Below are 21,461 nucleotides of genomic sequence, written 5' to 3'. Positions count from 1 at the left end.
TAACGTGAAGGTCACTTCCGTTTCCCGAGACCGCGCCATGTCCCCGCGCCTGGATTACTACAACGCTTCGCCCAAAGCGATGAAAGCGATGATCGCCCTGGAGGCGCTGACCGGCAGCCTGAGCATCGAGGCGCCGCTGCTGCACCTGATCAAAATCCGCGCCTCGCAGCTCAACGGCTGCGCGTTCTGCACCGACCTGCATTCGGTGGAGGCCCGGCGGGCCGGGGAGAGCGAGCGGCGCCTGTACGCGGTGGCGGTGTGGCGCGACAGCGGCTTCTTCAGCCTGCGCGAACGGGCGGCGCTGGCCTGGGCCGAAGCGGTGACGCTGCTGTCCGAAGGCCAGGTGACGGATGCCGTCTACCGGCAGGCGCGGGAGCAGTTTGAAGAAGGCGAGCTGGTGGACCTGACCATGGCCATCAGCACCATCAGCAGCTGGAACCGGTTGGCGGTGAGTTTCCGCCAGGAGCCCAGCGAGTGATCCGGGAATGCGCGGGGCTGCCTCGTACGCCGGAGCGAGCCTGCGCCCTCGCCACAGGACCTGGGTTCATTGGCCCTGTGGCCGCTGCGGCTTGACTGAGTTGCCGAAAGCGTTGCCCATCCGCGTGGCGGTGGCGGCCGGTGTCGCCAGGCCCACCTGGTTCGGCGGCCGCTTGTAGACCGGCACGTTCATCGCCTCGCGGTTCTTTTGCGCCGCCTTGGCGCCTTCGGGGTTGTTGCCCATCTGCTGGCTCAGGCAATCGTAGTTCGGCGCCTTGTAGCCGCCGACCGTCACGTCGATGCAGCCCGGCGGCTGCTCGGCCTGCGCGGCGCCGAAGGCGGTGAGCAGGCATCCGCCCAGAATGATGTTCCACAGTGATTTCATGCTGGCCTCCTGGCCGGCCCGACGGGCCGCTCTGGTGCTTGAGTCTACTGCAAGGCCGCCGGCGATCCCGTGATGGTTTTTTTGCACCGTCCGTCACACCAGATTCATAAACAGCCCTCAGGATGACGGTTTTCAGGGGTGCGTCAGCCGTGCAGCGAGGCCATGCCAAGGGCGGTTTTGTGCGTTCAGCGCCTTTGCGCCAGGCCTGTCTGGGCCTGTTGCTGGGCCTCATGGCGCTGGGGGCGAAGGCCGAACCGCTGCGCATGACGCTGCACATCCCGGCCCAGGATCTGGCCTCGGCCCTCGACAGGTTCAGCCGGGCCACGGGCATGGCGGTGCTGGTGGACAGCCAGTTGAGCCGGGGCCGGCGTTCGTCGGCGGTGGACGGTGAGTTCACCGCGGCCGACGCCTTGCGCCACATGCTCGGCGGCAGCGGCCTGATGGCCAAGTACGCCCGCGCCGATGCGTTCACCTTGCAGGTGGCGCAGGTCGAAGAGACACAGGGCCCGGCCCGGTACGCACCGGCGGCGCCCAGCGCGGTCAACCGCAGCTACGCGACGGCGGTGCAGGCGGCCATCGAACGCACGCTGTGCCGTTCGCCGCTCACCCGCCCGGGCAGTTACCGCGCGGTGCTGCAGTTGTGGATCGGCCGCGACGGGGTGGTGCAGCACCACCGGCTGCTGACCTCCACCGGCGACGACCGGCGGGACGCAGCGCTGGTGGACAGTTTTCAACGCTTGAGCATCGAGCGCCCGACGCCCGGGGCTTTGCGTCAGCCGGTCACGCTGCTGCTGTTGCCGGAAACCATGGACAAGAAAAACACAGGGAAACGCATGGACTGCACCAGATGGGAAGGAGTCTCCGGGGGATGAAAGACGCCGGACAAGGTTCGATGCTCCAGTTGTTCCTGACGTCCTACGACGACTTCCGGGTGCGCCTGCGCCGTCGTCTCGGCTCCGAGGACCTGGCCAACGACGTGCTGCACGAGACCTACCTGCGGGTGGACCGCATGGAGCCTCCGCCGGATCTTCTGCGGCCCAACGCCTACCTGTACCGCATGGCGCTGAACATCGCCGCCGACCGCCGCCAGGCCGACGCCCGGCTGCTCACCGGCAGCGAGGTCGAAGAGCTGCTGCAGATCGGCGACGAAGCCCTCGACCCGGCGCGGGTGGTGGGCGGGCAAAAGGAAATCCAGTCGCTGCTCAGCGCCCTGTACGAACTGCCGGCGCGGCGCCGGCGGATCTTCATCGCCGCCCGCCTGGAAGAGGCGCCGCACCTGGAGATTTCCCAGCGCTTCGGCATCTCCACGCGCATGGTCGAGAAGGAAATCAAGGCTGCGCTGGGGCACTGTGCGGCGAAACTGGAAAGAAAAGTGTTTCAGCGGTTCGGTCGCGGGGCCGGAAAACCGTCTTGAAAGTAGAGCGCCGATCCGGGCGTCCCGATCAACCCGTCGAGTAACTGTGCGTTTGAATATCCTCCGTCTGACACCTGCCGCGCCCAAGGCCTGCGAACGTCTGCAGAGCGAAGCCCGCGACTGGCTGATCCTGCTGACCTCGGGTCGGGCCACGGTCGCCGATGCCCGGGCCCTGCGCCAGTGGTGCGCGCAAAGCCCCGAACACGCCCGCGCCTTCGAGGACTGCAAGGCCCTGTGGCATCTGCTGCAACCGGCGGCTGAGGGCTTGCGGGCTCCCCGGCGCTTCGGCCGGCGGGCGTTCCTGGGCGGCGCCATTGCGGCGTCGGCGGCGTTCCTGCTGGTGCGCGGCACGGTGCCCGGCGGTTTCTCGGGGCTTGGGGCCGACTACATCACCGAGGTCGGCGAGCAGCGCCGGTTCGAACCGGCCGACGGCCTGAGCCTGGAGCTCAACACCCAGACCCGCATCAACCAGCGCGCCGTGGAAGGCGGTGCGCAAGGCTTCGAACTGCTCAGCGGCGAAGTCGAAGTGCAGACCGCGCGCCGGCCGTTGGCGATGCAGGCGGGCAGCGGCTGGCTGCGGACCAGCCAGGCGCGCTTCAACCTGCGCAACCTCGACCGGCAGGTGTGCGTGACGTGCCTCGACGGTGCGCTGGAGGTGGACCTGCAAGGCCGCAGCGTGCGCCTGGAACCGGGCCAGCAATTGACCTGGGACGCGCAGCAAGTGGGCAGCGTGCAGAGCGTCGACATCGCCGCGGTGATGAACTGGCGGCACCAGGTGCTGGTGTTCAACGGCGTGACCCTGAGCCAGATGATCGACGAGATCAACCGCTACCGCCCCGGCATGCTGGTGCTGCTCAACCGCGAACTGGGCCAGCGCCGGGTGCAGGCCCGCTTCAGCCTTGACCAACTGGCCGGCGTCGCCTTGCTGATCCGCGACGCCTATGGCGTCAATTGCACCGAACTGCCGGGCGGGGTCGTCGTTTTCAGCTGACCGCATGGCTGGCGGTTTAGATGCCAGCAGTGCCGGCCTCATCGTTTGCAGGCAAGCTCCCACAGGTTTTTGTGGTGTGCCTGGATTTTGCGGGCACCTGAGAAACCTGTGGGAGCGGGCTTGCCCGCGATGGCGGTGGGTCAGGCAACACAGGATCAGGGCGATCACAGCAGCGGGCCGATGACCTGGCGGTAGTGCTCGGGGCCTTGCGGGGTCTGGCGGGTCAGGCGCAGTTCCAGGCCCGGCGGGTCTTCCTTGCGGTTGCCGCTCAGTTGGCGCCAGCCCTTGTCCGGATCCCAGACCCGCACCTGCGCTTCGCTGACATCCGTGAGCACCGCCACCCCCGAGGTCGGCGCCGGCAGCGGATAGCGGCTGCGAGCCGGGGCGGCGGCGCGGTACAGGGTGTCGCCCTTGAGCCACCAGCGCACCCGCTGCAGGGCGCCGGGCCGGTCGGCGGCGGTGCGGATGATGTCCAGCCGAAAGCCTTGGCTGTCGCTGCCGCGCACGGTGAGCGCGGGCGGGGCGGTGTCGGGTTCGTCCTCTTCGCCGGCACGTTTCGGTTCGCTGAGCTCGATCCCGGCGCGCAGCTCGACGTCACGCTGCAACTGGTTCAGCGCCCGCAGCAGGCTGTCGCTCTGCTCACCGCTGGCCTGCAAATGGCTGTCTGCGCGCGTGACACTGTCCAGCCCCTTCCAGGCAATCAGACTGACCACCGCCATCAGCAGGATCGCCACCATCACTTCGATCAGGGTGAAACCTTGCTGGCGCTTCATTGCACGCTGATCCGGCCGGCGGCATCGCGCAGCACGCTCAGGCGGTTGAGCCCGTCGGACAGGGTCAATTGCAGGGGCGGATTGATCCATTCGGCGTTGAGCACCACTTTCTGCTTCGGCTCCACCCGCACATCAAGCTTGGGGCTCTGCCAAGGGCGCGGGCGCAATTGCGGATCCCGCTCGAAATGGTCGAACCCCTGGCCGCTGTCGCTGCGCCGGCTGAAGCGGAAGCCCTTGGCGTCGCTCAGCCAGGCGATCGGCCGGCCGTCGGCGCGGGCTTCGGCCTGGGCCACCTGGAGCAATTGCGCCACGCGCTCGGAGTCCTTGCGCAGCAGTTGCAGCGGGTCGGGACGGATGCTCAGGCTGATCGCCGCGCTAGCGATGCCGATGATCACCAGCACCACCATCAGCTCGATCAGGGTGAAGCCCTGTTGCTTGAACCGGTTCATCGAATGCGCACTCCTTTGCGTCCAGCCCCGTCCCAAAAAACCATCCTGCACGGCCAACATGTAAGGCGTGTGAAATAAAACCGTGAGAATTGCCGGGTAGTCTGACGGTCGGGATTGAAAGGAGATTGAACCCATGAACTTCACCGCACGCGTTTCCCCGCCGCAGATGGCGCAAGCCCTGGCGCTGCTGGCGGCGCTGGTGGGCATCGCGACGTGGTCGTCGCTGCTGCTGACCCCCGCCGAATCGCACACCCCGGCCGCCGCCCCGCAACTGCTCGCCGCCCGCAGCGACAGCCCGGCGCTGCAATGGTTTGCCGACCACACGGCGCCGGTGCAGATCAAAGTCAGCGGCGTGATGGCCGGCAGCCGCGGCGCGGTGGCGATCCTCAGCCTCAACGACGGACCGCCGCAGAGCTTCCTGCAAGGCGAGCGGGTGAGTCCTGGGGTGAGGTTGGTGGCGGTGGAGGGGGATGGGGTGGTGATTGAGCAGGGTGGGGAGAGGGTAAGGCTGGGGGTGGAGAGGTTGGGGGAGGAGGTGGAGATGCCTAGGTTGGTTAGACCGTGAGTTGTGGGGGGGGAGTTTCTTTGTCGTTTCAATTAACGTTATGTGCTTTCTCAATTAATAGGCCAATCGCCTCAAGGTAAAAGGAGAATGGCCAAGTAAAGATTATTGTGTTCGTTTCCTGTTTGGTGTGAAAATTCGGCTGAAAAAGCGTGTATGACAAAAAACAGCGCTGAGAGAACTTAGGAATTACTCTTTGAAAGAAGCGTGACCTTTTAGTCACGCTTTTTGAGGTTGATTAGTGCGTCGGATTATAATTGATAAGAGATGAGAACCTAACCTCTGGAAGTGGGTCGTGAAGAGAGTCTTTGATCAAGGTTTCTAGATGTTGATAGTTGCCATCCCTGAGTATGGTTATTTTTTTTGCCAATTTTACACACTCTGATCGTATTACTGAGGCGTCTATGGCTTCGGAACTGTTGGGGTCTATGTCTTCATATTTCGATTCTTCGTAGATCGCTTGGAGGCTGTCGCTTAGAATTTCGAAGTCTTCATCGCTTAATGATGTTTCAATGCTCGAGTCATTTAATATTCTTAATATGTAGGATAGCCCCGTTTTTCGTCCGGATTCAACCAGGTAAATTATTCTAGATATTAACGATTTTGCATGGGTTGAGTCGGAAAGCTCTCTAAGTTTAAAGGCGGCCAGCGTAGCGTAAATTATATTATCTTGTTTTTTTCCTTGTAAGAAGCGCCGTATTAATTTGCTAACTTCAATTTCTATGGCTTCGTCATTTTTTACAAAAAACACCATGGAAAACACGATTGAAGGAAGATCTACTACATGCAGGAAATTTCTGATTTTTTCATATCTTTCTGGTGTTAGTTCATCAGCGGGTAAAGCTGGCACAATCGAGTACGCGAGAGCTTGACCTATTAACGCTCCGATGTAATTCTGATCATTTGCAAATAAGATCTCTGATTTGTCAGGAGGGCACCATTGAGTGAGTTTCTCAAAGTGCTCTATAGCTTGAGATACGGAAGGGAAGAATTTATTTTTATTATTTTTCGCTGCATAAATTATTGCTTGCAGATGCATCGGGTTCGTGTTGCTTATATTGTTGAATAATGTGTTGGATATTAAGGAGGCGAGCTTTTCTGGATCCTCAGTAGGGATGCTCATGAATACGTGAGGGTAAAAATCTGAACTTGGGAGGGAGGTGTAATCAAAATTTTGTCCGTATAAAGCTTCCGATAGTTTTTGATTTTCTAGATCTGTAGTAAACTTGTTGATTACCAAAGGTAATAGCCTGCTAAGTGCGGATGTGCTATTTAATGGCCTCTTTGGTATATTATTTACTTCGGTTGTTGCGTTTTCAGGAACGCCAGACAATGGGTTGCTTATGAGCGGTCGAGAGGGATTTGATGTGAGTGAAACGGTTCGAATTAAGTCAGAAATTATTTGATCGTATTCTGAGGTCTTGGATCTTGTTCCCGGGTTTTCTACGATTGGATTTGGAGCATCCAAGTGTAACTTTACGTTAGGTAATGGAAATTTCAGGGAGTGCAGCAAAACTTCTCCATGCTGGTCAGGTGGAATGCTGAGCAATGAGTTGTTTAGTAGGTTCTTTAAAGGCTCGTGAATCCAAGGATGCTTTGAATAATTTTCTTGCCCCATCTCGGTTGCCATCACAAACATATTTTTAGCCATCTCTGGGCTTGCTCGTATCAAGAGTCGGCTGAAAATCTCAATGAATACACGCAGCTTTTCTACGCAGTATCTTTTGTATTCTGGTGTTTTTGTGTTGTGTTTTTCTCGCCAGTAATTTATCGCTTCGAAGCAATGACTTATAGCGATGTTTATTTCATCTTCTTCTATGCAGGCGATTTTTATTCTGGAGAAGTTTGATTTTATAGATTTTGATTTTTCATAATTGGAGGTTAGGATGGAAAGTGTGAGTTTTTCCCTAAAGCCTACGCTGTCTAATAGGGTGATGTTTTCTATGGCGTTTTTTATGAAGTTAATGTTGTCCCATCTTATTGGGAGGCCTGTTTCTCGGGTTATTCCGTCGACTAATAGCACCAGATGTATTTCGTTGCTAAATATGATTTGATTAGCGTTGTCTTTGTAACTACCAGGTTTGAAAAGCGCCTCTATCTTCTGTTGGTGGTGCGTTTCAAGGCTTTTTCTTACTCGGGCATCAATATGATCTAGGTGGTTCCAGGGGTCGCATTTCCATTTTTTGTATTGTGATGAAGTGTTTTCAGTAGTTGTCGAATAGTTTGAGTGCACGCCTTGGATGATAAAGTGGGCCCAAGCTAGTCTGGAAAAGACATAGATTGACTTTCTATCTTTGCGATGGTGATCTTGAAGTTCAGCGAATGCAGATGATATCAGGTTTTCCCCTTCGTCAAATCTTCCAAGTTCTCCTAATAGAGAAGCTTTCTTTATTTTCCAGATTGGATCTCTCTCGTCGATTTTGTCTACAAGTTTTTCTAGTTCCCAATAGTCAAAGCTGTCGCGCGAAATCAGAGCGAGGTGGTAGTTGATTTCGTTGGAGGCTTCTGGATAATGTTGTAGGTTCTGCAGTAGTGAGGTTGTAGCTATGTTGGAAGCTGATTTCTCCTCCGCTAACGTGTAAGTGTGCCATCGGCTGTTTTTTAGGATTAGAAGCGCGATTTCTAATTGTTGTTTAATAGTAAGAGAACATCTGGTTGCAGGGTCGGAGATTTGTATGAGTTCTGATACGAGCCAATCAGGCAGAATTTCATAGGTTTTGCTGTGCTGCCAGCAAATTTCATATAGGAGAGACTCTTTCTGCTCTTTTGGAATGTTGTTGAAGTAGTCGGGTGATATTTGGATTCCGGATAGCTGCGTTTGTATATCCCATCGAATTGCGTGTGGGCAAACGAGCCAGCCCGGATATGATTTTCTATCTGTTTTTAATGTATTTATGATTTGCTCAGGAGTCGCTGTTCCTTCTAGGTGGGTAGGGCGCCAATTCGAGGGGTCTTTAGGCTTTAGTGAGGTTAGCAGTAAAAAGAAAGCTTCAGTAGCTTTTATGTGTTTAAGGTTATGATCGTCGTAGTCATCAACGAGCCCCCATAGATCTATTGGAGCAACATTTAATGACTCAAGGTATTTTCGCTTGGCTGGAGTTAATTTTAAAGCGCCTATTAAGTATATTTTGTGTGCGTTTTTTGTAAGGTTGTCTCTTACCCATCCTGCCCACTGTAAAAAGTTCGGGTCTTCTCCGGAAAACCCCAGAAGGCATAGCTCATTTTCAATAAATATCTGCCTGGAAAGGTTCACAAATGCTGCGTGCGTCTGCGGGTATTTTCTATAGTCTTCTTGAGTGAAGATTAAATCTTCAGTAGTATCTATGGTCCCGTGTAGTTTAACGATTCTAGGGGCGCGGAAATAAGAAAGATCTGACGGCTTTGTGACGATATTATAAATTGGCGTGTGTATGCTAGTTGCAGTGCGTTCTAGCAAAGTATCCCAGTTTGTTGTTAATACATCAGTCCACGGAAAGCTTAAAACAGTTTTGTGGAGTTCGCCTGGTGACCAAGAAGCGTCATTGATTTCGCCCCTAAGTAGGTCGATCATAGTTTGATGTCCAAAGTGGGCACGATATTCCTCTGCTAAGCGAAGTGGGTCGGAATAAGGGAGATCCATGTTCGATGGATCTAACTCCTCCGCCAATTTTTTTGAAAGATCGAGCCACAGTGGTGGAGCCTTTGATATATCACCACTTTGAGCTGCGCAGCGAGTAAATCCTGCTCCCAGCATTATGGCTGCTCCATGGCCTGTAGAGTCTTGTCGCCAAAGCGCTGTAGCAAGTTTCTTGATCAATGCAAAGTCTGGTAGTTTGTTTGCTCTTTCTAGCAAAATGATTTCGTCGGCTGTCACTTTGTTTCCTTATTAATGGTGGTTAGAGGAGTGATGTTGTGATTTTTAGAATGATTCTTTAATATTTTTATTGTTGCATTATTTTGCGTACCAGTTTTTCAAACTCTGCAATCGATGATGCCTTGGTGTGTAAAGGCCGGATGCGAATTAGTTTTGCATTTGCGGCGCGGAAGATTGAGTCCTTTAGTTCATCATTGTTCTGGGTTCTAGCGCTATCATGAAAGCTACTGTCCAATTCTATAAAATATCTAGGCTCATAACCGCTGCCGACATCAAATACGACGCTATCTATGATCGCCTGAAAAAAAGTATAATTTAGCCTTTTCAGATAGCTGGTCCTTGATGGCCGGATAATCCAAGACGCAACTCAAAGCGACATTTGGGTAGGGGTGATAGGTTGGAAAAACTCTACGTACTGCCTCGTAGAAGTTTTCCTCCTGCCTGGACTTGAATAGTCGAATGGTTTTTGCGTTGCCACCCACTACTTCTGTAGCGCGGATTTTCATGTTTTCGTGGAGACTTGCTGCGACCGCTTCTGGACTAGTCTGCATAAAAGACTTAATTATTTGCTTAGCTAGTGGGCGATGCTGATACGACTGAGCATAGTTAAGAAGTGCGTGGTGTTTCGTTTCCTGCATCAGCTTCAGACGCTCATCCACAAAACGATCCACAAAGCTCTGGCTGAATCCGTGCTGACCGAGTTCGATTATTAAGTTAGTGAACTCAAACTGCTTTGTTCGCTCTGCTGCCGGTAAAGATGCAGCGAAGGTAAAAAATTCAGCTTCAAAATACTCAGTGACTTGGTTCAAGAAGGGATCTTGCGTCTTGGTCTTCTTGTTCTTGTAGATGACTTTACCAATTGCCTCCCAGTCTTTCTGAGCCAGCAATGCGTATAGTTGCTCTCTGTCTTCCATGCTAGCACTCCGTTCCAACCTTGGTCGTGCACCTAGGATAGTGGCAAAATGGAGGCCTCGACAAATGCAATACCGAGTTGAGACAAGGCAAACCACATGAATTCGAAAAAGGGGACTGATTTATTTCAAGAAAATAAATCTGAGGCTCATCTGGCCAGCCTCCCCACCTCATGGAGGTGCCGCAGTAAGGTCACGATAAGCACCAAGGTTTAAAAGGACATCTCCAGACACTCTCTCAGGCTACACACCCTTGCGCCGTTGCCTACAGCTACGCCAGAATCCGCCGGCTTGTGCGCTTTGTACCTGGTCTTTATCGTCTATGGGTCGCTGGCAACCCAGCGACCGGGTTTAGCGACCCGACCAGGTATGAGTTCAACGACGCTCCAGTTTGTCGCAGACTTTTGCGATGACGATATGGTGGCTGTGCGTGGGAGACCTTCGGGTCTGCCGGGTCTTATACCTCTCGGTTCGCTAACCCGCGTACAGCTGCCACCCTTACCTGTTTAGCGACGGGTGTTGGTGGTTCCACCAGGTATAAAGATGGAGCTTCACCATGATCAAACCAACACCCAACCCGCCTGAAACCGACTCGGTTTCCCCCTACGAATCCATCGATTCCAGAAAACTCCACGAAGCCGCCGACCGCGCGCTCGACCATTACCTCTGTCCGCCCGGCTCCACGCCGTCCCCACGTAGAACCCGCGGGATGTATGCCGTGACAGCGGACAACAAAAACGAAGAATTGCTGATTGATGCCAGTGAAACACTCGCTTCGGCCCAAACCATTGCCCAAAATTTCGCCAGTCTGGTGCCAGCTGCGCAGCGTCGGGCGTTGTTGGGGATTGCGCAGTTGATCATGCTAGGGGAGTTGGCGGTGAATCGGGCGTTGGATAATTTGCAATTGCCGGAGTGAGGCAGACCTCGGGATCAACTGCTGATTAAGCGGGTGTCAATTCTGGCGCCTTCGCGAGCAAGCTCGCTCCCACAGGGATTTATGTTGATCACAGATATTGTGTAGGAAGCTGAAATCTGTGGGAGCCGGGTCGGCGGAGATGGCAATGGCACATGCGCTGTTTCTCGTGTCTGCTCGTCCTCTATCGCCAGCAGGCTGGCTCCCACAGGATTTTGTGTGCGCATAGGTCTCAGGCACCTGATGAACCGAGAGCGTTTTCCTGCTGCTTGGGAGTGTATTTACTGCGGAAGTCTTTCCTGTGGCGTGAGCAATGTTTCGAGTTTGGCCAACGGCGGCGCATCTTGGCTGCGGTCGAACACCTGCACGCCGACCTTCAGCAGCCGTCCGTTCTCGGCGGTGCCGATGATTTGCTCGCAGCGCAACGTCAAGCGCCCTTGATCGCACTCCACGGCCTTCATCCCCATCGGCAACCGCCCCTCCAGCTGCAGTTCGGCCATGCGCCCCTGCGCCGCAATCATCGCAATCGAGCGGTCCCGCAAGATCCCGCTGCTCTGGGTCATCAGCCCCGCCACGCGCACGGCGGCTGACATGGCCACGGCGATGATCGCCAGGGCTACGAGCACTTCGATCAGGGTGAATCCAGCTTGCGGGGAGGGGGCGCGCATCGGGGTCTCGGGCGGTCGGGCAGCCCTTGACGCTAACCCCCGCGCTTGACCGCTTGAAGACCGAAACTCCCGAGGATTCACAACATCTCTGACATATCTTCTTGCAACACTGCGCGTCGAATCGAATCTAGCCAGGGAATGACGAGATGGATATCGCGCAGCGCAAACAGCCTGAACAACCGCCACGGATGCCGCGCCGGCAGCAGGGCTTCACCTTGATCGAGATCATGGTCGTGGTGGTGATCCTCGGGATTCTGGCGGCCATGGTGGTGCCCAAGGTGCTGGACCGGCCGGATCAGGCACGGGCCACGGCGGCCCGGCAGGACATCGGCGGGCTGATGCAGGCCCTCAAGCTGTACCGGCTCGACCACGGCAGCTACCCGACCCTGAACCAGGGCCTGAAGGTGCTGGTGGAGCGTCCCGCCGACGCCAAGAACAGCAACTGGCGCTCGTACCTGGAGCGCCTGCCCAACGACCCGTGGGGCCGCCCGTACCAGTACCTCAACCCCGGCGCCAACGGCGAGATCGACATCTTCTCCCTCGGCGCCGACGGCCAGCCGGACGGTGAGGGCGTGAATGCCGACATCGGCTCCTGGCAGCTGTAGGGCCGGCCATGGACAGCCCATCGAACCAGCGGGGCATGGCGATCATCAGTGCGCTGCTGATCGCGGCGGTGGTGGCGGTGATCGCCGCCGGCATGCTTACCCGCCAAAGCGTCTCGACCCGTGCGCTGGAGGCCGAGCAACTGCGGGTGCAAGGGCGCTGGCTGTTGAACGGCGGCCTGGAACTGAGCCGCCAATTGCTCTGGGACGCCCGTCAGCGCGACCCCTTGACCCGGCTCGACCAGCCCTGGGCACAGGTGCTGAACGCCTACGGTTTCGAAGGGCGGCTGGAAGACGAGCAGGGCAAGTTCAACCTGCGCACGCTGGTGGCCAACGAACGGGTCGATGACGGCCAGGTCGAGGCGTTCCAGCGCCTGTGCGCCCTGATCGGCCTCAATGACGCACTGGCCCGGCGCATCACCCTGCGGGTCATCGAATCCTACCCGCGGCTGCTGAACCCGGCCCTGGCGGACAAGGCCATGGCGAATAACGGCTTCGACAGCGGCCGCGGCATTTCGCCCGGCGCCGCACGCAAACCGCAGCCGCCGGCCCTGCCGATGCTGCGCAGCCTGGAAGACCTGCGCAGTGTCGATGGGGTCGACGACGCTGTCGTCCGCAAGCTGGCGCCTTACCTCACGGTGATTCCGGCCAACACCTGGGTCAACGGCAACACCGCCACCGCACCGGTGCTGGCGGCGTATGTGCCGGGGCTGTCGCTGGAGCGGGCGCAGGCGTTGATCAATGAGCGTGACGCCGGGCGCTGGTTCATCAACCGCGGCGACTTCGTCAACCGTCTGCGCTTGCCGCAGTTGGAGGTCACGAGCGTCAAGGTCGGCATCACCAGCGACTGGTTCCGCCTGCGCGGCCAGGCCCGCCGCGAGCAGCGTCGGGTCAGCGTCGAGGCGTTGCTGCACCGCAGCCAGGACCGTCTGCCGCAAGTGATCTGGTCGCGGGTGGGCGTATGACGCCGGTGCGCGTGGGCCTGCCGCCGCTGGCGCAGCTGAGCCCGGACAGCGAGCTTTCGTGCGTGTGGCTCGACCGTCAGGGGCAGGTGGTCCGGCAGCAGGTGCAGCGTCTTGGGCAATTGCCGGCGAAGACACCGCTGGTGTGCTTCCTGCACCCGGTGGACAGCCTCTTGGCCAGCCTCGATCTGCCGCCGTTGCCGAACGCCAAAATGGCCGCCGCCGTCCAGTGCGCGGCGCAGACCCTGATGCTCGGCGACGTTGCCGCCATGCACGTGGCCCACGGTCCGCGGGATGACGCCGGGCAGGTGGCGGTGGCGTGGCTGGCGCGGCAGGAACTGCAACAGCTGGGGCGGTTGCTGCGCCAGGCCGGGCTGCACCTCAAGGGCCTGTACCCGGTGGCCTACGGTTTGCCGGTCATGGCCGGCGGGGTCGGTTGTGTGTTCGAAGGGCACCTGCTGCTGCGCGACAGCCTGCACACGGCGCGGATCCAGCCGCTGCTCGATGACGGGGAGCAGGCGGAACCCGGCGTGGCGCTGCACTGGATCGGCGACGATGCCCCGCAAGGCGCGCAGCCGTTGCCGTCCGGCCAGCGCTGCAGCGGACCGTTGCCGGCCTGGGGGCTGCATGCCGGCCTCCAGCAGCCGGTGGACCGGCGCGGCTGGGGGCGGGCGCTGGGTTGCGCCGTGCTGGCGCTGACGGTGTGGGTGACCGGCCTGAACCTGTACGCCGCCCGCGAAGCCGCCCAGGGCCAGCAGCTCAAGGCGCAGATGATGCAACGGGTGAAACAGGCCTTTCCCGAACTGCCGGTGATCCTCAATCCGCTGCAACAGGCCCGTCAGCAACTGGCGGCGCGTCAGCAGGGGGCGGCGGACGATCCGGGGCAGGCCTTTAGCCGGCTGGTGCTGCAAGCGGGCAGCGGCATGCCGTTCATGGCCGGCAGCGTGCAGCGCCTGACGTTCGTCGACGGCGCCCTGCAATTGAGCCTGCTGGACGAGGCCCGGGCCGGCAGTGACAAAGGCTGGCAGGACACGCTGGCCCAAGCCGGGATCAGCGTCAGCCATGACGCGGACGGCTGGACGTTGCGTCCGGCCGGCGAGGCCCTCTCCACGGCAGGCGACGACGACGGCGACAACAGCGGAGCGGAAGATGAATAAGGTGACATTGGCCAATGGCCGGGCCGCCTGGCAGCGCGTCGCCCGGCAGGTGCAGGCGCGCTGGCAGCCGCTGGCCCTGCGGGAGAAACGCATGGTGAGCGGCATGGCCGTCGCGTTGGCGGCCCTGCTGGTGTGGGGCGCGCTGATTCAGCCGCCGTTGAAGAAGATCGCCCACTGGCAGGCCGAAACGCCGAAGCTGCGGGCCCAGGCCGAAGCCCTGGAGGTGCTGTTGCGCGAGGTCAGTGCGCCGGTCGCCGGGCAAGACCTCGAATCTTCGCTGCAGCACGGGTTGCAGGCCGCCGGGCTGGCCGGCCATTTCCGCTTGCAGGCCGTGCCGTCCGGCGGCTGGCAACTGACCTTCGACGCAGCCCCGGCGGACGCCGTGCTCGACTGGCTGCTGAGCCGCCCGCAACAGTTTTCGCTGCACGTGGTCGAGGCCCGTCTGCAACGCGCAGAGGCCGCCGCGACCGATGACACCGCCGGCACTCTGTCAGGCACCGTACGCATGGATCAGGCGCTGGGCGCTAAGGAAGCTTCATGAAGGGGTCAGGTTTCAACCCGGCGCGCAAGGCGTTGCCGATGCTGTTGGTGGCGTTGGGCGCGTGCAGCAACACCGCCCCGCAGAATCAGCCGCCGTTGCTGGTGGACAGCGAACTCGGCCGGCCCTTGGCCAACACCCAGCGCAGCGGCGACGCGGTGCTGGACCGTGAGCGGATGCAGGCCCAGGTCAGGCCGGCGCCCAAGCAACTGCACAACCTCACCGAGCGCGCCCGCAGCGGCGCGGCGGTGCCGGTGCCCGTCGCTGCGGCCAATCCGTTGGGCGAGCAACCGGTGACCCTGAACTTCGTCGAGGCCGACATCCAGGCCGTGGTGCGGGCGCTGTCCCGTTCCACCGGCCAGCAGTTCCTGGTCGATCCGCGGGTCAAGGGCAATCTCACGCTGGTTTCCGAAGGCCAGGTGCCGGCCCGCCAGGCCTACGAGATGCTGCTGGCGGCGCTGCGCATGCAGGGCTTCAGCGTGGTGGACGTCGGCGGCGTCGCCCAGGTGGTGCCGGAGGCCGACGCCAAGCTGCTCGGCGGGCCGATCTACAGCGCCGACAAACCGGCCGGCAACGGCATGCTCACCCGCACGTTCCGCTTGCAGTACGAGAACGCGGTGAACCTGATCCCGGTGCTGCGCCCGATCGTTTCGCCGAACAACCCGATCAACGCCTATCCCGGCAACAACACGGTGGTGGTCACCGACTACGCCGAAAACCTCAACCGCGTGGCGCAGTTGATCGCCGGCATCGACACCCCGAGCGCCATCGACACCGACGTGGTGCAGATCCAGAACGGCATCGCCGCCGACATCGCGCCTATGGTCGCCGACCTGCTGGACGCGCCGGGCAACGATCCGACCCAGAAGATCGCGGTGATCGGCGACCCGCGCTCCAACACCATCATCATCCGCGCCGGCAGCCCCGAACGTACGGAGCTGGCGCGCAACCTGATCTACAAGCTCGACAACGCCCAGAGCAACCCCAGCAACCTGCACGTGGTGTACCTGCGCAACGCCCAGGCCGGCAAGCTCGCCCAGGCCCTGCGCGGCCTGCTCACGGGCGAAAGCGACAGCGGCACCGGCGACGGCGCCCGGTCGGTGCTCAGCGCCATGGGCAGCACGGCCAACGGCGGCGGGCAGACCAGCCAGAACGGCACGCAGACCACCACCGGCAGCACCACCACGGGCAGCGGTTCCGGCAACGGGGGCGGCTATGCCCAGGGCAGCAGCGCCGACAGCGGCAGCGGCACCGCCGGCGGCCAGGCCAGCGAACAGAACGTCGCCTTCAGCGCCGGCGGCGTGACCATCCAGGCCGACGCCACCACCAACACCTTGCTGATCTCCGCGCCGGAGCCGCTGTACCGCAACCTGCGCGAAGTCATCGACCTGCTCGACCAGCGCCGCGCCCAAGTGGTGATCGAAAGCCTGATCGTCGAGGTCGGCGAGGACGACGCCAGCGAATTCGGCGTGCAGTGGCAGAGCGGCAACCTCGGCGGCAAGGGTGTGATCGGCGGCGCCAACCTCGGCGGCTCCGGGCTCAAGCTCAACGGCAAGACCAGCCTCGACGTGTTGCCCCAGGGGCTGAACGTGGGCTACGTCAACGGCACCGTGGACATCCCCGGCATCGGCAAGGTTCTCGACCTTAAGGTGCTGGCCCGGGCGCTGAAGAGCAAGGGCGGCACCAACGTGCTGTCCACGCCGAACCTGCTGACCCTGGACAACGAGGCGGCGAGCATCTTCGTCGGCCAGACCATCCCCTTCGTCAGCGGCAGCTACGTCACCGGCGGCGGGGGCACCAGCAACAACCCGTTCCAGACCGTGACCCGCGAAGAAGTGGGCCTGAAGCTCAACGTGCGGCCGCAGATCTCCGAGGGCGGCACGGTCAAGCTCGACATCTACCAGGAGGTCAGCAGCATCGACGAACGCGCCTCGGCGGCGGCCACCTCGGCGGGGATCGTCACCAGCAAGCGCGCCATCGACACCAGCATCCTGCTCGACGACGGCCAGATCATGGTGCTCGGCGGCCTGCTGCAGGACGGCTACAGCCAGAGCAACGAAGCGGTGCCGTGGCTGGGCAGCCTGCCGGGGATCGGCGCGCTGTTTCGCAACGAGCGCCGCTCGATCAACAAGACCAACCTGATGGTGTTCCTGCGCCCGTACATCATCCGCGACAGCGCGGCGGGGCGCAGCATCACCCTCAACCGCTACGACTTCATGCGCCGCGCCCAGGGCGGCCTGCAGCCGGAGCGCAGCTGGGCGATGCCGGACATGCAGGCGCCGCAGTTGCCCAACGCCGCCCAGGGCGTGCCGGCAGCGGCGCCGGCCTCCGGACCGCGGGCGACGATCAAGGCCGTTCCGCTGGAAGGGAGCCCCCGGTCATGAGCGCATTGCCCTACGCCTGGGCCAAGGCCCAGCGCATCCTGCTGCGCGACGGCGTGCTGACGGTGTGCCCGTCGACGCCGGGCTGGTCGATCGGCGAGGTGCGCCGCCAGTTCGGCGCCGCGCGGCTTGAGCGGGTACGGGACGACGAGCTCGACGGCCTGCTCGCCAGCGCCTACGCCGACACCGGCAGCGCGGCGGCGGTGGTCGGCGCGGCGGAGAGCGAAGTCGACCTCGACCGCCTGATGCAGGACATCCCGGAAATCACCGACCTGCTCGACACCCAGGACGGCGCGCCGGTGATCCGCATGATCAACGCCTTGCTCACCCAGGCGGCGCGGGACGAGGCCAGCGACATCCACATCGAGCCGTTCGAGACCCATTCGGTGGTGCGCTACCGGGTCGACGGCACCCTGCGTGACGTGGTTTCGCCGCGCAAGGCCCTGCACGGCGCGCTGGTGTCGCGGATCAAGATCATGGCCCAGCTCGACATCGCCGAGAAACGCCTGCCCCAGGACGGCCGCATCACCCTGCGCGTGGCCGGGCGGCCCATCGACATCCGGGTGTCCACCGTGCCCACCGGCCACGGCGAGCGGGTGGTGATGCGCCTGCTCGACAAGCAGGCCGGCCGCCTGCACCTGGAGACCCTGGGCATGGACGCCCAGGTGCTGGCCAGGCTCGACGGCCTGATCCGCCAACCCCACGGCATCGTGCTGGTCACCGGCCCCACCGGCAGCGGCAAGACCACCAGCCTGTACGCCGCGCTGGCCCGCCTGGACGCCAGCACCAGCAACATCCTCACCGTGGAGGATCCGGTGGAGTACGACTTGCCGGGCATCAGCCAGATCCAGGTCAACGCCAAGATCGACATGACGTTCGCCCTGGCGCTGCGGGCGATCCTGCGGCAAGACCCGGACATCATCATGATCGGCGAGATCCGCGACCTGGAGACCGCGCAGATCGCCGTGCAGGCCTCGCTGACCGGCCACCTGGTGCTGGCGACCCTGCACACCAACGACGCGGTGTCGGCGGTCAACCGCCTGATCGACATGGGCGTGGAGCCGTTCCTGCTGGCGTCGTCGATGCTCGGCGTGCTCGCGCAGCGGCTGGTGCGGCGCCTGTGCGGCCACTGCAAACAGCCGGATCCGGCCGCACCGGGCACCTGGCGCCCGGTGGGCTGCGCGGCGTGCAACCACACCGGCTACAGCGGCCGCACCGGCATCCATGAGTTGTTCTGCATCGACGACGACATCCGCACCCTGATCCACCAAGGGGCAGGGGAGCAGGCCTTGCGCGCCTCGGCGCAGAAGGCCGGCATGCTCAGCCTGCGCGAGGACGGCGAACGCTGGATCCGCAGCGGCGCCACCGCGCCCGAGGAAATCCTGCGCGTGACACGGGACGCCTGATGAACCGCTACCGCTTTGAAGCCGCCGACGCCGGCGGCAAGATCGAATCCGGGCACCTGGAGGCCGACAGCCAGAGCGCCGCGTTCGGCCTGCTGCGCAGCCGGGGCCTGACCGCGCTGTCGGTGCAGAAGGAGAACACCGCCGCGGGACAGGGCGCCGGCGGGCTGTTCAGCCCGAAGCTGTCGGACAACGACCTGGCCTGGGCCACCCGGCAACTGGCGAGCCTGCTCGGCGCCAGCCTGCCGCTGGAGGCCGCTCTGAGCGCCACGGTGGAGCAGGCCGAGAAAAAGCACATCGCCCACACCCTCGGCGCCGTGCGCGCCGACGTGCGCAGCGGCATGCGCCTGGCCGAAGCGCTGGCGGCCCGGCCCCGGGACTTTCCGGAGATCTACCGGGCGCTGATCGCGGCCGGGGAGGAGTCCGGCGACCTGGCTCAGGTCATGGAGCGGCTGGCCGACTACATCGAGGAGCGCAACAACCTGCGCGGCAAGATCCTTACCGCGTTCATCTATCCGGGCGTGGTCGGGTTGGTGTCGATCGGCATCGTGATCTTCCTGCTCAGCTACGTGGTGCCGCAGGTGGTCAGCGCGTTTTCCCAGGCCCGCCAGGACCTGCCGGGGCTGACTCTGGCGATGCTCACGGCCAGCGATTTCATCCGCGCCTGGGGCTGGCTGTGCGCAGGGCTGCTGGGAGCGGCCTTCTGGGGTTGGCGCCTGTACCTGCGCAACCCGGCGGCGCGGCTGAGCTGGCACCACCGGGTGTTGCGGCTGCCGTTGTTCGGGCGTTTCGTGCTGGGGCTGAACACGGCGCGGTTCGCCTCGACCCTGGCGATCCTCGGCGGGGCGGGGGTGCCGTTGCTGCGGGCGCTGGACGCGGCGCGCCAGACCCTGTCCAACGACCGCCTGAGCCTGAGCGTCAACGAGGCCACCGCCCAGGTGCGCGAGGGCGCCAACCTGGCGGCGGCGCTGAAGGCGCAGAACGTGTTCCCGCCGGTGCTGATCCACCTGATCGCCAGCGGCGAGAAGACCGGCGCGCTGCCGCCGATGCTGGAACGGGCGGCGCAGACCCTGTCCCGCGACATCGAACGCCGGGCCATGGGCATGACCGCGCTGCTGGAGCCGCTGATGATCGTGGTGATGGGCGGGGTGGTGCTGGTGATCGTCATGGCGGTGCTGTTGCCGATCATCGAGATCAACCAGTTGGTGCAATAGAACCCCGTCAACCGGAGGGGTGCCGGCCGCACCGGCCACTGTAGGAGCCAGCCTGCTGGCGATGGCGCCGGTGAAGTCTGCGCATGCCGAAAGACTTGCGACGTCCTTCCTGGAATATCGGCCTTGATCCTGTCCGGCGGCGCCCCGGCTGACGCCATCGCCAGCAGGCTGGCTCCTACAGGGATTGGGAGAAGGCCGGTTCCTGGAAATATTTTTCAGCGGCCGAACCGTCACCCGAGTCCCGTGCCGGCCATCCTCGGGTTCTCCTTTCTGTCATCTGCAACGGCCGTTCAACGGCTCTGGCCGATCTTGCGCAAAACCCCGTCCCAGACGCTCGCGGCCGCTGCGCAAACACCCGAGGAAAAAGCGCCGCAAGGCGTCTTCGGCTCCCGAGGTTTTTTCCTTTATCTGTCACCGGAACCTGCGAATTTCTCCCTGCGACTTAACCACGGGCCACGTCAGCGACGGTCAGCGGTGAGTCCGACCCGCGTCATGCAAGTCACCTGAAAACCTGTGTACCCAACCTACGTTGAAAAGGAGATTCTTCATGTTCAAGCGCACTCTGATCGCCGCCTCACTGACTGTCGCCGCCCTGGCTTCCGCCCAGGCCATGGCCGTAACCGGTGGTGGCGCCTCACTGCCTGCCGCTCTGTACAAAGGCTCTGCCAACAGCATCCTGCCTGCCAACTTCAGCTACGCCGTGACCGGCAGCGGCGTGGGCAAAAGCGCTTTCCTGACCAACACCGCTTCGCAGTTCGGCACCACCGGCACCGTGCACTTCGCCGGCAGCGACTCGATCCTCAGCGCCACTGAAATCAGCACCTACAACACCAACTTCGGTGCTTCGTACGGCCCGCTGATCCAACTGCCTTCCGTGGCCACTTCGGTTGCCATCCCGTACAAGAAGGCCGGCCAGACCGCCCTCAACCTGACCAGCGCCCAACTGTGCGACGCGCTGTCCGGCACCGCCACCACCTGGGGCACCCTGCTGGGCACCGCCGACACCACCCCGATCCGCGTCGTTTACCGCAACGTCTCCAGCGGCACCACCGAGATCCTCAGCCGTCACCTGAACTCGATCTGCCCGACCAAGTTCGCGGTCAACTCGACCTTCACCAGCGCCCGTCTGCCAGCCGGTTCGACCCTGCCTTCGAACTGGGTGGGCGTGGCCAACACCGCTGACGTCGCCACCGCCGTCAACGCTGTGGACGGCTCCATCGGCTACGTCGGCCCGGACGGCGTGAACGCCGCCAGCAACGCCGTCGTCGCCCGTGTCAACGGCGTGCAGCCGACCACCGCCAACGTCTCGCTGGCCCTGGGCTCGGCCGCACTGCCGACCACGCCTTCGAACCCTGCCCAGTGGGTGCCGGTCGTGCCTAACCCATCGAGCGGCTACCCGATCGTGGCCTACACCAACTTCATCTTCGGCCAGTGCTACAAGGACGCTTCCGTGGCCAACGATGTGCGCAGCTTCCTGACCACCCACTACAGCAACCCAGGCAACAACGCCGCCACCGTGGCCCACAGCTTCACGCCGGTTCCGACCAACTGGAAAGCCGCTGTGACCGCCAACTTCATCACCAACACCTCCGGCAACAACCTGGACATCAACAACGCCAGCGTCTGCAACGGCGTAGGCCGTCCTCTGTAAGCGCAGCACCCGCCGCAAGAAATGGCGGCAGCCTTCGGGCTGCCGCCGTTTTTTTTGGCCGGCCTACTCCTCGTTCATGAAGTTTGTGTGACATCCGTTCGGTCGCGGCCTGCGCCAACCGCCTAGGTGGTAACGGCAGGGGCGTGTGACCTGCGGT

The 21,461-nt window shown here is 61.6% G+C and carries 20 protein-coding genes; 14 read left to right on the top strand and 6 right to left on the bottom strand.

Annotated elements, in window-relative coordinates:
- Nucleotides 1–37: 37 nt before the first annotated feature.
- Nucleotides 38–478, top strand: coding sequence for a carboxymuconolactone decarboxylase family protein (locus KVG96_RS12520; RefSeq protein ID WP_217892356.1), 441 nt, complete (start codon nucleotides 38–40; stop codon nucleotides 476–478).
- Between the two features lie 66 nt (nucleotides 479–544).
- On the opposite strand, the gene KVG96_RS12515 is transcribed toward KVG96_RS12520, so the two are convergent.
- Nucleotides 545–862 carry a hypothetical protein gene (locus tag KVG96_RS12515; protein ID WP_217892355.1) on the bottom strand — a complete coding sequence of 106 codons (318 nt, stop codon included), beginning with the start codon at nucleotides 860–862 and terminating at the stop codon, nucleotides 545–547.
- 149 nt (nucleotides 863–1,011) lie between these two features.
- On the opposite strand from KVG96_RS12515, the gene KVG96_RS12510 reads away from it, so the two are divergent.
- Genes KVG96_RS12510 through KVG96_RS12500 form a run of 3 tightly spaced genes read left to right on the top strand, consistent with a single transcriptional unit; the run spans nucleotide 1,012 to nucleotide 3,267 of the window.
- Nucleotides 1,012–1,734, top strand: coding sequence for a TonB-dependent outer membrane receptor (locus KVG96_RS12510; protein WP_217892354.1), 723 nt, complete (start codon nucleotides 1,012–1,014; stop codon nucleotides 1,732–1,734).
- Nucleotides 1,731–2,276: an RNA polymerase sigma factor gene (locus KVG96_RS12505; RefSeq protein ID WP_217892353.1), complete on the top strand. Its 546-nt coding sequence runs from the start codon at nucleotides 1,731–1,733 to the stop codon at nucleotides 2,274–2,276. The genes KVG96_RS12510 and KVG96_RS12505 overlap by 4 nt, the downstream gene beginning before the upstream one ends.
- A gap of 52 nt (nucleotides 2,277–2,328) precedes the next feature.
- Nucleotides 2,329–3,267 carry a FecR family protein gene (locus tag KVG96_RS12500; protein ID WP_217892352.1) on the top strand — a complete coding sequence of 313 codons (939 nt, stop codon included), beginning with the start codon at nucleotides 2,329–2,331 and terminating at the stop codon, nucleotides 3,265–3,267.
- A 164-nt stretch (nucleotides 3,268–3,431) separates the two neighbouring features.
- On the opposite strand, the gene KVG96_RS12495 is transcribed toward KVG96_RS12500, so the two are convergent.
- Nucleotides 3,432–4,040: a type II secretion system protein GspJ gene (locus KVG96_RS12495; RefSeq protein ID WP_217892351.1), complete on the bottom strand. Its 609-nt coding sequence runs from the start codon at nucleotides 4,038–4,040 to the stop codon at nucleotides 3,432–3,434.
- The gene (gene gspH / locus KVG96_RS12490; RefSeq protein ID WP_217892350.1) at nucleotides 4,037–4,489 is read right to left on the bottom strand and encodes a type II secretion system minor pseudopilin GspH; all 453 of its coding nucleotides are present in this window, start codon (nucleotides 4,487–4,489) and stop codon (nucleotides 4,037–4,039) included. Before gspH ends, KVG96_RS12495 begins: the two co-directional genes overlap by 4 nt.
- Nucleotides 4,490–4,622: 133 nt before the next feature.
- Between gspH and KVG96_RS12485 the strand changes: the two genes are divergently transcribed.
- Nucleotides 4,623–5,054, top strand: coding sequence for a type II secretion system protein N (locus KVG96_RS12485; protein ID WP_217892349.1), 432 nt, complete (start codon nucleotides 4,623–4,625; stop codon nucleotides 5,052–5,054).
- 235 nt (nucleotides 5,055–5,289) lie between these two features.
- Here KVG96_RS12485 and KVG96_RS12480 read toward each other — a convergent pair whose 3' ends face one another.
- Complete coding sequence (locus KVG96_RS12480; protein WP_217892348.1) at nucleotides 5,290–8,904, bottom strand: SIR2 family NAD-dependent protein deacylase; 3,615 nt, start codon at nucleotides 8,902–8,904, stop codon at nucleotides 5,290–5,292.
- A gap of 284 nt (nucleotides 8,905–9,188) precedes the next feature.
- Nucleotides 9,189–9,818 carry a hypothetical protein gene (locus tag KVG96_RS12475; protein ID WP_225927249.1) on the bottom strand — a complete coding sequence of 210 codons (630 nt, stop codon included), beginning with the start codon at nucleotides 9,816–9,818 and terminating at the stop codon, nucleotides 9,189–9,191.
- A 553-nt stretch (nucleotides 9,819–10,371) separates the two neighbouring features.
- On the opposite strand from KVG96_RS12475, the gene KVG96_RS12470 reads away from it, so the two are divergent.
- On the top strand, nucleotides 10,372–10,731 hold the full coding sequence (locus KVG96_RS12470) for a DUF6124 family protein (RefSeq protein ID WP_217892347.1): 360 nt from the start codon (nucleotides 10,372–10,374) through the stop codon (nucleotides 10,729–10,731).
- 278 nt (nucleotides 10,732–11,009) lie between these two features.
- Here the strand turns inward: KVG96_RS12470 and gspI are convergent, their stop codons facing one another.
- Nucleotides 11,010–11,396: a type II secretion system minor pseudopilin GspI gene (gene gspI / locus KVG96_RS12465; RefSeq protein WP_217892346.1), complete on the bottom strand. Its 387-nt coding sequence runs from the start codon at nucleotides 11,394–11,396 to the stop codon at nucleotides 11,010–11,012.
- Between the two features lie 146 nt (nucleotides 11,397–11,542).
- Between gspI and gspG the strand changes: the two genes are divergently transcribed.
- The 8 genes from gspG (at nucleotide 11,543) to KVG96_RS12425 (ending at nucleotide 21,304) form a co-directional block, all read left to right on the top strand.
- Nucleotides 11,543–12,001 (top strand): type II secretion system major pseudopilin GspG, encoded by a 459-nt coding sequence (gene gspG / locus KVG96_RS12460; RefSeq protein WP_217892345.1) that lies wholly within the window; start codon nucleotides 11,543–11,545, stop codon nucleotides 11,999–12,001.
- Nucleotides 12,002–12,009: 8 nt separating this feature from the next.
- Nucleotides 12,010–12,963: a type II secretion system minor pseudopilin GspK gene (gene gspK / locus KVG96_RS12455; protein ID WP_217892344.1), complete on the top strand. Its 954-nt coding sequence runs from the start codon at nucleotides 12,010–12,012 to the stop codon at nucleotides 12,961–12,963.
- The gene (gene gspL, locus KVG96_RS12450) at nucleotides 12,960–14,117 is read left to right on the top strand and encodes a type II secretion system protein GspL (RefSeq protein ID WP_217892343.1); all 1,158 of its coding nucleotides are present in this window, start codon (nucleotides 12,960–12,962) and stop codon (nucleotides 14,115–14,117) included. Before gspK ends, gspL begins: the two co-directional genes overlap by 4 nt.
- On the top strand, nucleotides 14,110–14,658 hold the full coding sequence (locus tag KVG96_RS12445; protein ID WP_217892342.1) for a type II secretion system protein M: 549 nt from the start codon (nucleotides 14,110–14,112) through the stop codon (nucleotides 14,656–14,658). The genes gspL and KVG96_RS12445 overlap by 8 nt, the downstream gene beginning before the upstream one ends.
- Nucleotides 14,655–17,039, top strand: a complete 2,385-nt coding sequence (gene gspD, locus KVG96_RS12440; protein WP_217892341.1) for a type II secretion system secretin GspD — start codon at nucleotides 14,655–14,657, stop codon at nucleotides 17,037–17,039. The genes KVG96_RS12445 and gspD overlap by 4 nt, the downstream gene beginning before the upstream one ends.
- Nucleotides 17,036–18,442 carry a type II secretion system ATPase GspE gene (gene gspE, locus KVG96_RS12435; protein WP_217892340.1) on the top strand — a complete coding sequence of 469 codons (1,407 nt, stop codon included), beginning with the start codon at nucleotides 17,036–17,038 and terminating at the stop codon, nucleotides 18,440–18,442. The genes gspD and gspE overlap by 4 nt, the downstream gene beginning before the upstream one ends.
- Nucleotides 18,442–19,653, top strand: coding sequence for a type II secretion system inner membrane protein GspF (gspF, locus tag KVG96_RS12430; protein WP_217892339.1), 1,212 nt, complete (start codon nucleotides 18,442–18,444; stop codon nucleotides 19,651–19,653). The genes gspE and gspF overlap by 1 nt, the downstream gene beginning before the upstream one ends.
- Nucleotides 19,654–20,200: 547 nt before the next feature.
- The gene (locus KVG96_RS12425) at nucleotides 20,201–21,304 is read left to right on the top strand and encodes a substrate-binding domain-containing protein (RefSeq protein ID WP_217892338.1); all 1,104 of its coding nucleotides are present in this window, start codon (nucleotides 20,201–20,203) and stop codon (nucleotides 21,302–21,304) included.
- Nucleotides 21,305–21,461 lie beyond the last annotated feature (157 nt).

The organism is Pseudomonas ekonensis (assembly GCF_019145435.1).
In the GTDB taxonomy this organism is placed as follows: Bacteria; Pseudomonadota; Gammaproteobacteria; order Pseudomonadales; family Pseudomonadaceae; genus Aquipseudomonas; species Aquipseudomonas ekonensis.
This window is presented reverse-complemented; position numbering and strand designations above follow the sequence as displayed.

Bases quoted from the DNA above. Each gene is read 5' to 3' on its own strand.
- KVG96_RS12520 (WP_217892356.1), top strand. From the start codon at position 38: ATGTCCCCGCGCCTGGATTACTACAACGCTTCGCCCAAAGCGATGAAA.
- KVG96_RS12515 (WP_217892355.1), bottom strand. From the start codon at position 862: ATGAAATCACTGTGGAACATCATTCTGGGCGGATGCCTGCTCACCGCC.
- KVG96_RS12505 (WP_217892353.1), top strand. From the start codon at position 1,731: ATGAAAGACGCCGGACAAGGTTCGATGCTCCAGTTGTTCCTGACGTCC.
- KVG96_RS12495 (WP_217892351.1), bottom strand. From the start codon at position 4,040: ATGAAGCGCCAGCAAGGTTTCACCCTGATCGAAGTGATGGTGGCGATC.
- gspH (WP_217892350.1), bottom strand. From the start codon at position 4,489: ATGAACCGGTTCAAGCAACAGGGCTTCACCCTGATCGAGCTGATGGTG.
- KVG96_RS12485 (WP_217892349.1), top strand. From the start codon at position 4,623: ATGAACTTCACCGCACGCGTTTCCCCGCCGCAGATGGCGCAAGCCCTG.
- KVG96_RS12475 (WP_225927249.1), bottom strand. From the start codon at position 9,818: ATGGAAGACAGAGAGCAACTATACGCATTGCTGGCTCAGAAAGACTGG.
- KVG96_RS12470 (WP_217892347.1), top strand. From the start codon at position 10,372: ATGATCAAACCAACACCCAACCCGCCTGAAACCGACTCGGTTTCCCCC.
- gspI (WP_217892346.1), bottom strand. From the start codon at position 11,396: ATGCGCGCCCCCTCCCCGCAAGCTGGATTCACCCTGATCGAAGTGCTC.
- gspG (WP_217892345.1), top strand. From the start codon at position 11,543: ATGGATATCGCGCAGCGCAAACAGCCTGAACAACCGCCACGGATGCCG.
- gspK (WP_217892344.1), top strand. From the start codon at position 12,010: ATGGACAGCCCATCGAACCAGCGGGGCATGGCGATCATCAGTGCGCTG.
- gspL (WP_217892343.1), top strand. From the start codon at position 12,960: ATGACGCCGGTGCGCGTGGGCCTGCCGCCGCTGGCGCAGCTGAGCCCG.
- KVG96_RS12445 (WP_217892342.1), top strand. From the start codon at position 14,110: ATGAATAAGGTGACATTGGCCAATGGCCGGGCCGCCTGGCAGCGCGTC.
- gspD (WP_217892341.1), top strand. From the start codon at position 14,655: ATGAAGGGGTCAGGTTTCAACCCGGCGCGCAAGGCGTTGCCGATGCTG.
- gspE (WP_217892340.1), top strand. From the start codon at position 17,036: ATGAGCGCATTGCCCTACGCCTGGGCCAAGGCCCAGCGCATCCTGCTG.
- gspF (WP_217892339.1), top strand. From the start codon at position 18,442: ATGAACCGCTACCGCTTTGAAGCCGCCGACGCCGGCGGCAAGATCGAA.
- KVG96_RS12425 (WP_217892338.1), top strand. From the start codon at position 20,201: ATGTTCAAGCGCACTCTGATCGCCGCCTCACTGACTGTCGCCGCCCTG.